15 protein-coding genes and 1 tRNA gene are annotated in these 13,835 nt (G+C 70.2%); 3 read left to right on the top strand and 13 right to left on the bottom strand.

Annotated features, from left to right (window positions below; genetic code table 11):
• Positions 1 to 169: 169 nt before the first annotated feature.
• From rplL to ACF09C_RS31990, 8 genes are all read right to left on the bottom strand, one after another.
• Positions 170 to 553, bottom strand: coding sequence for a 50S ribosomal protein L7/L12 (gene rplL / locus ACF09C_RS32025; protein ID WP_392096600.1), 384 nt, complete (start codon positions 551 to 553; stop codon positions 170 to 172).
• Between the two features lie 111 nt (positions 554 to 664).
• Complete coding sequence (gene rplJ, locus ACF09C_RS32020) at positions 665 to 1,195, bottom strand: 50S ribosomal protein L10 (protein ID WP_362418377.1); 531 nt, start codon at positions 1,193 to 1,195, stop codon at positions 665 to 667.
• Positions 1,196 to 1,470: 275 nt separating this feature from the next.
• Complete coding sequence (locus tag ACF09C_RS32015; protein ID WP_392096599.1) at positions 1,471 to 2,415, bottom strand: hypothetical protein; 945 nt, start codon at positions 2,413 to 2,415, stop codon at positions 1,471 to 1,473.
• 147 nt (positions 2,416 to 2,562) lie between these two features.
• Positions 2,563 to 3,291, bottom strand: a complete 729-nt coding sequence (gene rplA, locus ACF09C_RS32010; protein ID WP_392096597.1) for a 50S ribosomal protein L1 — start codon at positions 3,289 to 3,291, stop codon at positions 2,563 to 2,565.
• A 78-nt stretch (positions 3,292 to 3,369) separates the two neighbouring features.
• Positions 3,370 to 3,804, bottom strand: coding sequence for a 50S ribosomal protein L11 (gene rplK / locus ACF09C_RS32005; protein ID WP_392096595.1), 435 nt, complete (start codon positions 3,802 to 3,804; stop codon positions 3,370 to 3,372).
• Between the two features lie 178 nt (positions 3,805 to 3,982).
• Complete coding sequence (gene nusG / locus ACF09C_RS32000) at positions 3,983 to 4,891, bottom strand: transcription termination/antitermination protein NusG (RefSeq protein ID WP_392096594.1); 909 nt, start codon at positions 4,889 to 4,891, stop codon at positions 3,983 to 3,985.
• 42 nt (positions 4,892 to 4,933) lie between these two features.
• Positions 4,934 to 5,221 (bottom strand): preprotein translocase subunit SecE, encoded by a 288-nt coding sequence (secE, locus tag ACF09C_RS31995; protein WP_137993978.1) that lies wholly within the window; start codon positions 5,219 to 5,221, stop codon positions 4,934 to 4,936.
• Positions 5,222 to 5,324: 103 nt separating this feature from the next.
• Positions 5,325 to 5,397: transfer RNA gene (locus ACF09C_RS31990), tRNA-Trp, on the bottom strand.
• Positions 5,398 to 5,600: 203 nt separating this feature from the next.
• Here ACF09C_RS31990 and ACF09C_RS31985 point away from each other — a divergent pair.
• Together ACF09C_RS31985 and ACF09C_RS31980 are read left to right on the top strand one after the other, a co-directional pair.
• Complete coding sequence (locus ACF09C_RS31985; RefSeq protein WP_362418390.1) at positions 5,601 to 6,827, top strand: pyridoxal phosphate-dependent aminotransferase; 1,227 nt, start codon at positions 5,601 to 5,603, stop codon at positions 6,825 to 6,827.
• Positions 6,828 to 6,948: 121 nt separating this feature from the next.
• Positions 6,949 to 7,992, top strand: coding sequence for an adenosine deaminase (locus ACF09C_RS31980; protein ID WP_392096592.1), 1,044 nt, complete (start codon positions 6,949 to 6,951; stop codon positions 7,990 to 7,992).
• Here ACF09C_RS31980 and ACF09C_RS31975 read toward each other — a convergent pair.
• Complete coding sequence (locus ACF09C_RS31975; protein ID WP_392096590.1) at positions 7,989 to 8,648, bottom strand: TetR/AcrR family transcriptional regulator; 660 nt, start codon at positions 8,646 to 8,648, stop codon at positions 7,989 to 7,991. The two genes, ACF09C_RS31980 and ACF09C_RS31975, sit on opposite strands and share 4 nt — an antisense overlap.
• 93 nt (positions 8,649 to 8,741) lie before the next feature.
• Between ACF09C_RS31975 and ACF09C_RS31970 the strand changes: the two genes are divergently transcribed.
• The gene (locus ACF09C_RS31970) at positions 8,742 to 9,374 is read left to right on the top strand and encodes an NAD(P)-dependent oxidoreductase (protein ID WP_392096588.1); all 633 of its coding nucleotides are present in this window, start codon (positions 8,742 to 8,744) and stop codon (positions 9,372 to 9,374) included.
• A 43-nt stretch (positions 9,375 to 9,417) separates the two neighbouring features.
• On the opposite strand, the gene ACF09C_RS31965 is transcribed toward ACF09C_RS31970, so the two are convergent.
• The 4 genes from ACF09C_RS31965 to ACF09C_RS31950 all read right to left on the bottom strand — a co-directional run bounded on the left by ACF09C_RS31965 (position 9,418) and on the right by ACF09C_RS31950 (position 13,833).
• Complete coding sequence (locus ACF09C_RS31965; RefSeq protein ID WP_392096587.1) at positions 9,418 to 10,389, bottom strand: hypothetical protein; 972 nt, start codon at positions 10,387 to 10,389, stop codon at positions 9,418 to 9,420.
• Positions 10,389 to 10,913 (bottom strand): SigE family RNA polymerase sigma factor, encoded by a 525-nt coding sequence (locus ACF09C_RS31960; RefSeq protein WP_392096585.1) that lies wholly within the window; start codon positions 10,911 to 10,913, stop codon positions 10,389 to 10,391. Before ACF09C_RS31960 ends, ACF09C_RS31965 begins: the two co-directional genes overlap by 1 nt.
• Before the next feature lie 261 nt (positions 10,914 to 11,174).
• A complete protein-coding gene (locus ACF09C_RS31955) occupies positions 11,175 to 12,254 on the bottom strand; it encodes a UDP-N-acetylmuramate dehydrogenase (RefSeq protein ID WP_392096583.1) in 1,080 nt (359 codons plus the stop codon).
• A 112-nt stretch (positions 12,255 to 12,366) separates the two neighbouring features.
• Positions 12,367 to 13,833, bottom strand: a complete 1,467-nt coding sequence (locus ACF09C_RS31950) for an MFS transporter (protein ID WP_392096581.1) — start codon at positions 13,831 to 13,833, stop codon at positions 12,367 to 12,369.
• Positions 13,834 to 13,835 lie beyond the last annotated feature (2 nt).

Below are 13,835 nucleotides of genomic sequence, written 5' to 3'. Positions count from 1 at the left end.
CCGGTCAGCGGGGCGCACGGCGAAGATCACCATACTCCGCCCCGGACGGCTCCCACGACCGCCGCCACGCCCGTGCGCGAGCACGCCGAAGGGCGACCACCCGGATGGGTGATCGCCCTTGGCGAGGCGCCTGAGAGGCGCCAGAACGAGTCAGGAGACTCGCAGGGTCTTACTTGACCGTGACGGAGGCGCCGGCGGCCTTGAGGGACTCGGCAGCCTTCTCCGCGGCCTCCTTGGCGACCTTCTCGAGGACCGGCTTCGGGGTGCCGTCGACGAGGTCCTTGGCCTCCTTCAGGCCCAGGGAGGTGAGCTCACGCACGACCTTGATGACCTGGATCTTCTTGTCGCCCGCACCCTCGAGGATGACGTCGAACTCGTCCTGCTCCTCGACGGCCTCGGCGGCCGGGCCACCGGTGGCGGGGCCGGCAACGGCGACGGCCGCGGCGGCGGTGACGTCGAACTTCTCCTCGAAGGCCTTCACGAACTCGGAGAGCTCGATGAGGGTCATCTCCTCGAACTGCGCGAGCAGGTCATCCTGGGACAGCTTCGCCATGATGGCGTCCTTCCACTAATTCGGCAGGTGCCGGATGTACATGTAGGCGGGCGTACGTTCGGCCCGCTGCGACCGTCGCCCTAGTGGGCGGCGATCATTGCGCGAGCCGAATTACTCGGCACCGCCCTGCTCGGCGAGCTTGACGCGAAGCGCCTCCGCGGTGCGGACGAACTTCGACGGCAGCGCCTGGAGGAGCGAAGCAGTCTGGGACTGCTTGCCCTTGAAGGCACCGGCCAGCTTGCTGAGCAGAACCTCGCGGGACTCGAGGTCCGCAAGCTTCTTGATCTCATCGGCGGAGAGCGCCTTACCATCAAGGACACCGCCCTTGATGATGAGATTCGGGTTGTCCTTGGCGAAGTCACGAAGACCCTTCGCCGACTCCACCGGGTCACCGGTGATGAAGGCGGCGCCCGTCGGACCGTTGAACTGGTCGTCGAGCGAGGTGATCCCGGCCTCGTTGGCCGCAATCTTGGTCAGCGTGTTCTTCACCACGGCGTACTGGGCGTTCTCACCGAGCGAACGGCGCAGCGTCTTGAGCTGGGCCACGGTGAGACCCCGGTACTCGGTCACCACGACGGCGCTCGAGCTCAGGAACATGTCCTTGAGCTCGGCTACCGCGGCAGCCTTGTCGGGCCTTGCCATAGAGCGTCGGCCTCCTTCCGGGTGATGAGGACCGCTCAGAAGGGGCTGAACAATGAAAAACGCCCCGGCGCAGGCGCACGGGGCACAGCTCGACCGGATCGAAACGAACCGGGAACTCTTCCACGATCACCTGCGCGGGCCGTTCGCATCTCAGCGAACCTTCGGCCACCGGACCCTCTGCGAGAGCACGGCAACGACCAGCGGTCTTTGGCTTCTGTGGAAGAGTACGCGACGCATACGGCGGGGAGCAAATCCGCCCGTACGGCCCAGCCGGCTCAGGCCTGTCCGGCGCCCTCGCCGCCCGCCTCGCCGATCTCCTTGAGCATCTTGAAGAGGTCGACGGTGTCCTTGGCCGGCGGGGCCTGGACGGCCGCCTTGGCGCCGTAGTCGGAGTAGTGGGCCTCGATCGAGACCGCGCCCTGGGGCGTCTTCATCCCGATGTCCATCTTCACCGGGTAGCCGTCGCCGTTCACCCACAGCTCGGTGTCGTACCCCGTGACGCCGGACTTCTTGATGTTCGCGATGAGGTCCTTGCGCTCCTGCTCGGAGAGCACGTCGAGGGACTTGTTGGTGGCGACCATCTGCTCCAGGGTCAGCGAGCCCTTGTAGTGCTGGGTCTCCACGCCGTCGACCTTCTCGGGGCCCACGTGCTTCAGGTTCGGCGAGTCCAGCATCAGGGCGATCTGCTTGGCCGGGTCCTGGTTCATGTTCTCCAGGCCGCCGGTCATCGACTTCTGGAGGTTCTTGTCCCCGGACAGCTCCGCGGCGGCCTTGAGGTCGAGCTTCATCCAGCGCTTGCCGTCCATCTCGGCGGCCGCCTTGGTGCCCAGGTCCATGTACATCGCGCCGTCGAGCATGATCATGCGCACCTGCTCGGGGGCGTCGGGGTCCCCGGCGCCCATCATCGAGCCCTTGACGGTCATGTCCATGAGCGCCGGGTCCCAGCCCTGGACGCCGGTCATCTCCATCGTGCCGCCGCCCTCCAGGCCGGCCGGCATCGTCATGGTCATCCTGACCTTGGCCGACTTGGCCGCCGAGGTCTTCTCGAACGCGGCCTGGATGACCTTGGTGACCGCGGCCTGCGTCTGCAGCTGCGGCTTCGCCGGCGCCTCAGCGGCCTTCTTCTTGCCCTCGTCGCCGTCCTGACAGCCCGCGACGCCGACCACGACGGCCACGGCGACCAGCGAGACGCCGGCGCGCTTCCACGAGGCCTTGCCCATGAGTCCCCACCCCAAAAAATCTTCACTTAACCGGTCATCCGTACGGTATCCCACCGCCAGGACGGCCCCGCAACGTGAAAAGCCGGCCCCCGGCCCCTCCGGAGGGGGGCTGGGGGCCGGCTTGACCACTCAGTGAGCCGGAAGGGCTCAGACCGCGGCCGGGTCCTCCTCGACGAGGAGGTTGCGGGTGCGGTTGGAGTCCAGCGGGATGCCGGGGCCCATCGTCGTCGTCAAGGTCGCCTTCTTGATGTAGCGGCCCTTGGCGGCGGACGGCTTCAGACGGAGGATCTCCTCCAGAGCCGCGGCGTAGTTCTCGACCAGCTTCGTCTCGTCGAAGGAGACCTTGCCGATGATGAAGTGCAGGTTCGAGTGCTTGTCGACGCGGAACTCGATCTTGCCGCCCTTGATGTCGTTGACAGCCTTCGCGACATCGGGGGTGACGGTGCCGGTCTTCGGGTTCGGCATGAGACCACGCGGGCCGAGGACGCGGCCGAGGCGGCCGACCTTGCCCATGAGGTCCGGGGTGGCGACGACGGCGTCGAACTCGTTCAGGCGCTGGCCCTTGGAGATCTCGTCGATGAGCTCGTCGGAACCGACGATGTCGGCGCCAGCGGCGATCGCGGCCTCGGCACGGTCACCGGTCGCGAAGACCAGGACCCGGGCGGTCTTACCGGTGCCGTGCGGGAGGTTCACGGTGCCACGGACCATCTGGTCGGCCTTGCGCGGGTCGACACCCAGGCGGAAGGCGACCTCGACGGTGCCGTCGAACTTGGTGGTGGCGGTGTCCTTGGCGAGACGGACGGCCTCGAGGGGGGCGTAGTTCCGCTCCCGGTCGACCTTGGCGTCCGCGCCGCGGAGAGCCTTGCTGCGCTTCACTTCTGCTCCTGTTGGTTCAGGTATGGAGTCGTGGTGCGGGCCGCGCCGGCCCTACCACTGGAGGTCACGAGGGGGTGATCAGCCCTCGACCGTGATGCCCATGGAACGGGCGGTGCCGGCGACGATCTTCGACGCGGCCTCAAGGTCGGTGGTGTTCAGGTCGGGCAGCTTGACCGTGGCGATCTCGCGGACCTGGGCGGCCGTCAGCTTGGCCACCTTGGTCTTGTGCGGCTCGGCGGAGCCCTTGGCCACACCCGCGGCCTTGAGGATCAGCTTGGCGGCCGGCGGAGTCTTGGTGATGAAGGTGAAGGTGCGGTCCTCGTAGACCGTGATCTCCACCGGCACGACCATGCCACGCTGCGACTCGGTCGCGGCGTTGTAGGCCTTGCAGAACTCCATGATGTTGACGCCGTGCTGACCGAGCGCGGGGCCGACCGGCGGGGCCGGGTTGGCCGCACCAGCGTTGATCTGGAGCTTGATAAGCCCCGTGACCTTCTTCTTCTTGGGAGGCATTGCTCTCTCCGGGTCCTAGTGAGAGTGTTCAGCCCGCCATCCGGTCATCCGGATGGAGGCATACCGCACCACGATAACGGGTATAGCAGTGCGGCTAAAAACCGAGCAGGTCAGAGCGGCTCTGAGAGCCACTCTGACCTGGTCGGAAAACCGTGGTGAACCGATGTGCCCGTGAGGGTCAGTTCTTCTGGATCTGGTCGAAGCTGAGCTCGACCGGGGTCTCGCGACCGAAGATCTCGACGAGGCCCTTGACCTTCTTCGAGTCGGCGTTGATCTCGTTGATCGTGGCCTGGAGGGTGGCGAAGGGGCCGTCGGTGACGGTGACCGAGTCGCCGACCTCGAAGTCCAGGACCTCGACGGTGACCTTGCGGGCCGGAGCCGGCTTGCCCTCGGCCTCGGCGGCCTCGCGGGCGGCCTTCTCCTCGGCCTCGGGGGCGAGCATCTTGACGATCTCGTCCAGGGTCAGCGGGTACGGGTCGTAGGCGTTGCCCACGAAGCCGGTGACGCCGGGGGTGTTGCGGACGACGCCCCAGGACTCGTTCGTCAGATCCATGCGGACGAGCACGTAGCCGGGCAGCTTGTTCTGCCGGACGTTCTTGCGCTCGCCGTTCTTGATCTGGACGATCTCTTCCTCGGGCACCTCGGCCTGGTAGATGAACTCCTCGACGTTCAGCGAGACGGCGCGCTGCTCCAGGTTGGCCTTCACGCGCTTCTCGTAGCCCGCGTAGGTGTGGATCACGTACCACTCGCCGGGCAGGCCGCGGAGTTCGTCACGCAGCGCCTGGATCGGGTCGACGGGAGCGGCGGGCTCCTCCTCGACCTCGACGACCTCTTCGTCGGTCTCGGCCTCGGCCTCGACGTCGGAGTCCTCGTCGTCCTCGTCGGACTCCTCGACGTCGGCGTCGTCGGACGCGTCCTCGTCGGTGTCCTCGTCCTCGACGTCGGACTCGTCCTCGATGTGGAGGGCGGCCTCTTCGGCAGCCTCGCCCGCAGCGGCGTCAGCAGCCTCGGCCTGGTCCTCGTCGGCCGCCTCGAGGATGTCGAGCTCGTCCTCGGACACAGACTCGTTCAGGTTCGGGTCAGACACGTGGCTGCTTCTTCCTGGTTACAGATGGGGTGGAACAAGAAGTCAGCCGAAGACGTACTTGACTGCTTCCTGGAAGCCATAGTCAATCACGGTGACAAGGCCGATCATGATGACAACGAAGACAATCACTACCGTGGTGTACGTCGTCAGCTGGCTGCGAGTGGGCCAGACGACCTTGCGAAGCTCCGCGACGATCTGGCGGTAGAAGAGCGCGAGACGGCCCAGAGGGCCCTTCTTGCCGCGCTTGCCGCCCTTGCGGGCCTTCTTCTTCGAGTCCGGCGCCTCGTCCTCGGCATCAGGCATGTCGATGGAGCCCACGGCGTCCGTCACGCTTCTCACCTGATCCCGGGTCATGGCAGTGCCGTGCCGGGTGGATCCGCACGGCGGTGCATTGAAGTACGTACATGCGCACACATCCTGGCGGTGTGTGTAGCAGGGCCGGAGGGACTTGAACCCCCAACCGCCGGTTTTGGAGACCGGTGCTCTACCAATTGAGCTACGACCCTTTGTGGCTTCCCCAACCTACCGCATCGTGAGACGTGGTCGGTGAGGCCCAACGAGCAGTGAGTGTACGTGTTCATGAGCCCCGCGTCGAACAGAAAGCAGCCGGGGCTCCCCGCCGACCCGCCTACGACCAGGAATGACCGTTCCTGTCCGCTCCCTGAAACCTGTGTGCCGGGCGGGAAGCGGGTCTGGGAGCATGGGCCGTATGAGCGCTGCTACCCCTCCGACCGAGCGCCGGGTCTCCGCCCGCATCGGTGCGATCTCCGAGTCCGCGACCCTCGCCGTCGACGCCAAGGCCAAGGCCCTCAAGGCCGCCGGGCGCCCGGTGATCGGTTTCGGCGCGGGTGAGCCCGACTTCCCGACCCCGGACTACATCGTCGAAGCCGCCGTCGAGGCGTGCAAGAACCCGAAGTTCCACCGCTACACGCCGGCCGGCGGTCTGCCGGAGCTGAAGGCCGCGATCGTCGCGAAGACGCTGCGCGACTCCGGCTACGAGGTCGACGCCTCCCAGGTCCTGGTGACCAACGGCGGCAAGCAGGCGATCTACGAGGCCTTCGCCGCGATCCTCGACCCGGGCGACGAGGTCATCGTCCCGGCCCCGTACTGGACGACGTACCCCGAGTCGATCCGGCTCGCGGGCGGTGTCCCGGTCGAGGTCGTCGCCGACGAGACCACCGGCTACCGCGTCTCGGTGGAGCAGCTGGAGGCGGCGCGTACGGAGCGGACCAAGGTCGTCCTGTTCGTCTCCCCGTCGAACCCGACCGGCGCCGTGTACAGCGAGGCCGAGACCGAGGCGATCGGCCGCTGGGCCGTCGAGCACGGTCTGTGGGTGCTCACGGACGAGATCTACGAGCACCTGGTCTACGGCGGCGCCTCCGCCGTCTCCCTGCCGGCGGTCATGCCGGAGCTGCGCGACAAGTGCATCGTGGTCAACGGTGTCGCCAAGACGTACGCGATGACCGGCTGGCGCGTGGGGTGGATCATCGGCCCGAAGGACGTCGTGAAGGCCGCGACGAACCTGCAGTCGCACGCCACGTCGAACGTGAGCAACGTCGCGCAGGCCGCCGCCCTCGCCGCCGTCTCGGGCGACCTGGAGGCCGTCGCGGAGATGGGCCGCGCCTTCGACCGGCGCCGGCAGACCATCGTGCGGATGCTCAACGAGATCGACGGCGTCCTGTGCCCGACGCCCGAGGGCGCGTTCTACGTGTACCCGTCGGTGAAGGCGCTGCTCGGCAAGGAGATCCGCGGCAAGCGCCCGCAGAGCTCGGTCGAGCTGGCCGCCCTGATCCTGGACGAGGCCGAGGTCGCGGTCGTCCCGGGCGAGGCCTTCGGCACCCCCGGCTACCTGCGGCTCTCGTACGCCCTCGGTGACGAGGACCTGGTGGAGGGCGTGTCCCGGATCCAGAAGCTGCTGGCGGAGGCCCGCGACTAGTCGCGGCTCCGCCCTCGGGCCCCTGGTTCTCCGGAACCGGGGGCCCGTTTTTACGTTCTAGCAAGGTCCCGATCGGGGAAAGGGGCTGTGTTCGTCCATTCGGGTGCGGCAAAATCCTTCAATGGAGCACGTTTCCGAGCACGTTTCCCGCGACATCACCCTGCTGCCCAAGGCCCATCTGCATCTGCACTTCACGGGTTCGATGCGGTCCACGACGCTCATCGAGCTGGCGGACAAGTACGGCGTCCATCTCCCGGAGGCGTTGAGCAGCGGTACCCCGCCGAAGCTGCGGGCCACCGACGAGCGCGGCTGGTTCCGCTTCCAGCGCCTCTACGACATCGCCCGGTCCTGCCTGCGGGAGCCCGAGGACATCCGCCGCCTCGTGCGCGAGGCGGCTCAGGAGGACGTCCGGGACGGCTCGGGGTGGCTGGAGATCCAGGTCGACCCGACCTCGTACGCCCCGCTGCTCGGCGGTCTGATCCCGGCCATGGAGATCATCCTGGACGCGGTCGACTCGGCCGCGCGGGAGACCGGCCTGGGGATGCGGGTCCTGGTGGCGGCGAACCGGATGAAGCACCCGCTGGAGGCCCGTACGCTCGCCCGGCTCGCCGTGCGGTACGCGGACCGGGGTGTGGTCGGCTTCGGGCTCTCCAACGACGAGCGCCGGGGCATGGCCCGCGACTTCGACCGGGCCTTCGCGATCGCCCGCGAGGGGGGCCTGCTGGCGGCCCCGCACGGCGGCGAGCTGACGGGTCCCTCGTCCGTACGGGACTGCCTGGACGACCTCCGGGCGGCGCGGATCGGCCACGGGGTGCGGGCGGCGGAGGACCCCCGGGTGCTGCGCAAGCTCGCCGAGAAGGCCGTGACCTGCGAGGTGTGCCCGGCGTCGAACGTGGCCCTCGGGGTGTACGAGAAGCATGAGGACGTCCCGCTGCGGACGCTCTTCGAGGCCGGTGTCCCGATGGCCCTGGGCGCGGACGACCCGCTGCTCTTCGGGTCGCGGCTGGCCGCCCAGTACGAGATCGCCCGTCGCCACCACGCCTTCACGGACCCGGAGCTGGCCGAGCTGGCCCGCCAGTCGATCCGGGCCTCGGCGGCTCCGGAGGACGTACGGCACAAGCTCCTGTCGGGCGTCGACGACTGGCTGGCGGCCCCGGCGGGCTAGGGCCGAAGGCCCTGGGGCTCTTCCTGGCCTTCGCCGCTGCCTTGCCCGATGCCCTGGCCGATGCCCGCGATCAGGGTGCGGGCGAGCGAGCCGGCGAAGGTGTCGAGGTCCTGCGGGGGGCGGCCGTCGCCGGTCATCTCCCAGGCGAAGGCGCGCTGGACGCAGGCGCCCAGGAGCAGGGAGGCGGCGGCCAGCGGGTCGGCGCCGGGCCCGATGCGGCCGTGCTGCTGCTCGGCGCGGAGGTAGGCGGCGAGGCCCTCGATCGGGCGGTGGGGGCCCGCTCCCAGCTCGCGCATGATCGCGTCGTGGCGACGCTTGAGGCGGGGCTCGGCGTAGAGCGAGGCGGCGATCGGGAAGGTCTGCTCGTAGAAGAGCGCGGCCTGGCGGGCGATCTCGGTGAGGTTCTCCTCCACGCTCCGGCCGCCCGGGTCGGTGACGAGGGTGCCGAGGAGTCCGCCGAGCTGGGGCAGCCGCTCGTTGAGGACCGTCACGAACAGGTCCTCCTTGCTCGGGAAGTACTTGTAGAGCGCCGCCTCCGAGCAGCCCGCGGCCTTGGCGATCTCCTTCGTCGTGGTGCGGGCCAGGCCTGCGGTGCGCATGAGGTCGTGGGCCGCGCTGACGATCCGGACGCGGGTCGGCTTCTGGTCCTGGTCCACGCGGGCTCCAACCACACTTGACGGGTGAGTGAGTACTCACCCACTCTAGTGGTGAGTGAACACTTACCCACCCGATGCAGTGCGAGGTGCGTCATGAAGCTCACCGTCTTCGGAGCGACCGGCGGAGTCGGCCGGGAGATCGTCCGCCAGGCGCTCGACGCGGGCCACGACGTGACGGCCGTCGTCCGCGACCCGGCGCGGCTCCCGGTCACCGGCGAGCGCCTGGAGGTGTTCCGCGCCGACCTCACGGACCCCGGCGCGCTGCGCGGAGCGGTCGCGGGCAAGGACGCCGTGCTCTCGGGCCTCGGCGCCCGCGGCCGCGCGGACGCCGGCATCGCCGCCAAGCTCACGCGCTCGGTTCTCGCGGCGATGGACGCCGAGGACGTCCGGCGGCTGCTCGTGGTCAGCGCGGCCCCGCTGGGCCCCGTCCCGGACGGCCAGTCCTTCGTCGACAAGGCCGCGCTCGCGATCGTCAACGCGGTCTTCAAGGACACCTACGCCGACCTGCGCGTGATGGAGGCCGAGGTGGCGGCGAGCGGCACCCGGTGGACCTCCGTCCGTCCGCCGAAACTGACCGACAAGCCCGTCACCGGCCGCTACCGCTCGGTCGTCGGCGGCACCCCGCCTCGGGGCCGCTCCCTCGCCCGCGCCGATGTCGCCCACGCCATGCTGGCGATGATCGACGACCCGGCGACGATCGGACAGCCGGTGGGCGTGGCGTACTGAGGGCGGGGACTGGAGGCTGGGACTGGAGGCTGGGGGCGCTCTCTCACGGGCAGTCGTCGCCCCGCGCCTCCACCGGGCGGTACGTCGTCGTGCGCGGGGTGTCCAGAGGCCCGGACGGCCACTCGAAGACCGCCTTCCGATCCGACACCAGGGTCATGAAGGCCGCCAGGGGGAGGTCGTTCACCCAGTCGATGATCGTCTGCGAGCGCCCGTCGCCCTCGGCCCGCCACAGGCGCCCCGCGAAGACCGCGTACCGCATGTCGCACTCCTTGGTCATGTCGTACGGGTAGCGCACGCCCGGCACGGGCCGCTCCGGGCCGAGGGTGGCCGCCGGGGCCTCCCGGTGGCGCCGCGCGGGCTCCTTGGCCAGGCACTCCGGCGCGGCCCCGGCCAGCGGGCGGAAGCGCAGGCCGGTCAGAGCGGACGTGTCGGTCTCGAAGACCGCGGTGTCCGGCTCCACGCGGTCCCGGAGGCCGTCCGTCCAGCTCATGTACCCCCGCAGGCGGTCGTCCGCCCACCGCACCGTGACCGCGGAACCCCCGTCCACCCGCTCCCAGACGCGCCCGCCGAAGACGGCGTACCGCAGGTCGCAGGCGGCGGAGAGGTCGTACCGGTAGCGCGTGTTCTCGACCGGTACGCGGGGCCCGGTGTCCAGCGGGTCGCCGGGGCCCGAGGGCGGCTGGGGCCGGTACTCGCCCTCGTACGGGTACGAGGGTGTGGCGGGCTCCGACGGCGGCGGCGTGGGCGTGGCCACGGGGGCCGGGTCCGCCCAGCGGACGCCCAGGACCGAGCCGCCCGCGATCGCGAGGGTCGCCGCGCCGGCGGCGAGGGAGCGCCGCAGGTGCCGGATACGCCGACCACGCCCGATGACGGTGTTGACCGTGTTGACGGTGCTGGCGGTGCTGAGGGCGTCGACGGGCACGGTGCTCGTGTCCTGGTCCGCACCCGTGTCCGTACCCGTGTCCGCGGCCAGGTCGCGCAGTCCGCGCCGCAGGGAGTCCTCGGAGTCGTCCATCACGCGCCCCTTCCCGTTCCCACGTATCCGGCGAGCGCGCCGGTGGCGCGCAGCCGTTCCAGGGCCCTGTTGGTCCGGCTCTTGACCGTCCCGGGCGAGCAGCCGAGCAGCGCGGCCGTCTGTTCCACGGACAGGTCCTCGTAGAAGCGGAGCACCACCACCGCGCGCTGCGCGCGCGGCAGCGTGGCGAGCGCCCGTGCCAGTTCGAGGCGCGCGTCGGCGCCGTCGGCCATGTCGTGCGCACCGGGCACGGACGCGCCCTCGTCGCCGGGGCGCACGACCTCGGTGTGCCAGCGGCGGCGACGCCAGGTCGCGTAGAGGTTGACGACGACCTTGCGGGCGTAGGCCTGGGGCGAGTCCCAGCGGCCCGCGCCGCCCCAGCGCAGGTAGACCTTGACCAGCGCGGCCTGGACGAGGTCCTCGGCGGCGTGCGGATCCCCGGTCAGGAGCCGCGCGGTGCGCAGGAGTGAGGCGTACGCCGACTCCGCGAAGTCGGCGAACTCCGGTGGGCCGGTCCCCTCCACGGCTCCCCCTCGACGAGCATGCGGCCCCGCTTCCCGGGAGCCTGTCACTCACTCGACAACATGGGGAGCGCGAAGGGTTCCACGGATTTTTGGATCCATGGGATTGGATCCATGGGATTGGATCCAATAGATCGGATCCAATAGATCGGATCCAATAGATCGGATCCAATAGATCGGATCCAATGGGCCGGAGCCATCAGATCGGATCCGATGAGTTGGATCCGATCTATTGGATCCAACCCACGTCGGATCCGGGGGCCCTCAGACGCTGACGCCGACCGTCACCGGCTCGTTGACGAGCGTGACCCCGAAGGCGTCCCGCACGCCGGCGACGACCTCGCGGGCGAGCGCGAGGAGGTCCTCGGTGGTGGCCTCGCCGCGGTTGGTGAGCGCGAGGGTGTGCTTGGTGGAGATACGGGCGGGACCGGTGCCGTACCCCTTGGTGAAGCCGGCCTTGTCGATGAGCCAGGCGGCCGAGGTCTTGACCTGCCCGTCCTCGCCCGCCGGGTAGGCGGGCGGAGTGACGTCCGGGCCGAGGCGCCCGGCGACGCGCGTGAGGAAGGTCTCGTACTCCCCCGCCGTCAGGATGGGGTTGGTGAAGAAGGAGCCGGAGGACCAGGTGTCGTGGTCGGCCGGGTCCAGGACCATGCCCTTCCCGGCGCGCAGGGCGAGGACCGTCTCCCGGGCCCGCGCCAGCGGGACGCGGTCCCCGGCCTCGACGCCGAGGGCGCGGGCGGTCTCGGCGTACTTGATCGGCGCGGACAACCCGTCCGCGTCCTCGAGATCGAAGCGGACGCGCAGCACGACGTAACGCTCCGGGTCGTCCTTGAACCGGCTGTGGCGGTACGAGAAGGCGCACTCGGCGTTGGTGAGGGTGACGGTCTCCTCGGCGCGGCGGTCGTACGCGACGACCTCGGTGATCGTCGCCGAGACGTCCTGCCCGTACGCGCCCACGTTCTGGATCGGGGTCGCTCCCGCGGAGCCGGGAATCCCGGCCAGGCACTCGATGCCGGCGAGCCCGGCCTCGACGGTGCGCGCGACGGCGTCCGTCCAGACCTCGCCCGCGGCGAGCTCCAGCCTCGTGCCGTCGAGCGCGAAGCCGGTCGTGGCGATGCGCAGGGCGGTTCCGTCGAAGCCCTTGTCTCCGATGACCAGGTTGGATCCGCCACCGATGACCAGCAGCGGGGTGCCCGCGCGGTCGGCCTCGCGGACGACGGCGATCACCTCGTCGTCGGTGACGGCCGTGACGAGCCGCGCGGCGGGGCCGCCGAGCCGGAAGGTGGTCAGGGGGGCGAGGGGGGCGTCGTGGAGTTCCTGCACGCGCTCAAGAGTACGGGCCATGGCGCACGCAACGGGCTGTGGCCCGCGCCCGCCGTGCGCGACCGGGCCGGGCCCCGGGTACGTAGCCGGATCGGCTGGATCGGCTGCGTCCCGGGGTCCGGCCCGCTCGGTGTCAGGCGGCGACCACGTCCCGCTTGCCGCCGTCGGCCTCGGTACCGGCCCCCTCGGTTTCCGCCCGCGCCCCCGCCTTCTCCCGCTCCTGCCGGCGCCGGGACGGCGCGAAGAGGACGGCGACCGCGCCGAGGGCCACGGCCCCCGAGCCGACCCAGAGCGCGGGCTGCAGGCCGTCGACGAACTGCTGCGCGGATCCGTATCCGCCCTGCGCCGCGAAGATCGAGGCCATCACCGCGACGCCGAGTGCGCCGCCGACCTCGCGCAGGGCGTTGTTCGCGCCGGACGCGATGCCCTGCTCGGACGGGCGGACGCTGGACATGACCAGGTTGGCCGCCGGGGCGAAGTAGAGCGCCATGCCGACGCCGCTGATGATCAGGGCGGGGAGCTGGGCGGCGTACGAGACGTCGGCGGTGACGACGAGCGCGAACCAGGCGAGTCCCAGGGCCTGCAGGACGAGACCGGCGGCGACGACCGGGCGGCCGCCGATCCGGTCGGACAGGGCGCCCGCGATCGGCGCGACGATCATGGGCATGCCGGTCCAGGGCAGCATCCGCAGTCCCGCCTCGGTGGGCGAGTAGCCGAGGACGCCCTGCATGTACTGGCTGAGCAGGAAGATCGAGCCGAACATGCCGAGGAACATCAGCAGGCTGGCCGCGTTGATCCCGGCGAAGGCGCGGCTCCGGAACAGCCGCATGGGCAGCATGGGGGCCTTGCCGCGTATGCCGTGGCGGACGAAGCCGGCGAGCAGCGCGGCGCCCACGACGAGCCCGGTGAGCACGGTCGCGGAGGTCCAGCCGTCGATCGGGCCGCGGATCAGCGCGTACACGATGCCGAAGAGGCCGCCGCTGGCGAGGAGGGTGCCGACGACGTCGAGGCGGGCACCGGTGCCGTAGGACTCGGCCAGGCGCAGCCGGGCGAGCGGCAGCAGGGCGAGGCCGAGCGGAACGTTCAGCCAGAAGATCCACTGCCAGGAGATGTGCTCGGTGAGGCTGCCGCCGATGAGGGGTCCGGAGGCGACGGCGAGTCCGTTGACGGCGCCCCAGATGCCGAACGCCATGCCGCGCTTGGCGGCCGGGACGGCCGCGGTGAGCAGGGTGAGGGTGAGCGGCATCATGATCGCGGCGCCGACGCCCTGCACGGCCCGGGCGGCGATCAGCGCGTCGATGCCGGGGGCGAGGGCGGCGCCGGCGGAGGCGAGCGTGAAGACCGCGATGCCCACGACGAAGAGCCTGCGGCGGCCGAAGCGGTCGCCGAGGGCGGCGCCGAACATGAGCAGGACGGCGAACGTGAGGGTGTACGCGCTCACGGTCCATTCGAGGTCGTGGAGCGCGCCCCCGAGGTCCTCGCGGATCGAGGGCAGGGCGGTGGTGACGACGAGGTTGTCGAGGGCCGCCATGAATCCGGCGACGCTGGTGATGACGAGGGCCCAGACGGCGGAACCGCGGCGGGCTGCGGGCTGGTTCATTG

Source organism: Streptomyces sp. NPDC014870 (genome assembly GCF_043081505.1).
Taxonomy (GTDB): domain Bacteria; phylum Actinomycetota; class Actinomycetes; order Streptomycetales; family Streptomycetaceae; genus Streptomyces.
The sequence above is the reverse complement of the archived record's forward strand: the minus strand, read 5'-3'. Positions and strand labels throughout refer to the sequence as shown.

Bases quoted from the DNA above. Each gene is read 5' to 3' on its own strand.
- ACF09C_RS31980 (WP_392096592.1), top strand. From the start codon at position 6,949: ATGGAGCACGTTTCCGAGCACGTTTCCCGCGACATCACCCTGCTGCCC.
- ACF09C_RS31955 (WP_392096583.1), bottom strand. From the start codon at position 12,254: ATGGCCCGTACTCTTGAGCGCGTGCAGGAACTCCACGACGCCCCCCTC.
- ACF09C_RS32015 (WP_392096599.1), bottom strand. From the start codon at position 2,415: ATGGGCAAGGCCTCGTGGAAGCGCGCCGGCGTCTCGCTGGTCGCCGTG.
- ACF09C_RS31965 (WP_392096587.1), bottom strand. From the start codon at position 10,389: ATGGACGACTCCGAGGACTCCCTGCGGCGCGGACTGCGCGACCTGGCC.
- ACF09C_RS31950 (WP_392096581.1), bottom strand. From the start codon at position 13,833: ATGAACCAGCCCGCAGCCCGCCGCGGTTCCGCCGTCTGGGCCCTCGTC.
- rplL (WP_392096600.1), bottom strand. From the start codon at position 553: ATGGCGAAGCTGTCCCAGGATGACCTGCTCGCGCAGTTCGAGGAGATG.
- ACF09C_RS31985 (WP_362418390.1), top strand. From the start codon at position 5,601: ATGAGCGCTGCTACCCCTCCGACCGAGCGCCGGGTCTCCGCCCGCATC.
- rplK (WP_392096595.1), bottom strand. From the start codon at position 3,804: ATGCCTCCCAAGAAGAAGAAGGTCACGGGGCTTATCAAGCTCCAGATC.
- rplJ (WP_362418377.1), bottom strand. From the start codon at position 1,195: ATGGCAAGGCCCGACAAGGCTGCCGCGGTAGCCGAGCTCAAGGACATG.
- ACF09C_RS31970 (WP_392096588.1), top strand. From the start codon at position 8,742: ATGAAGCTCACCGTCTTCGGAGCGACCGGCGGAGTCGGCCGGGAGATC.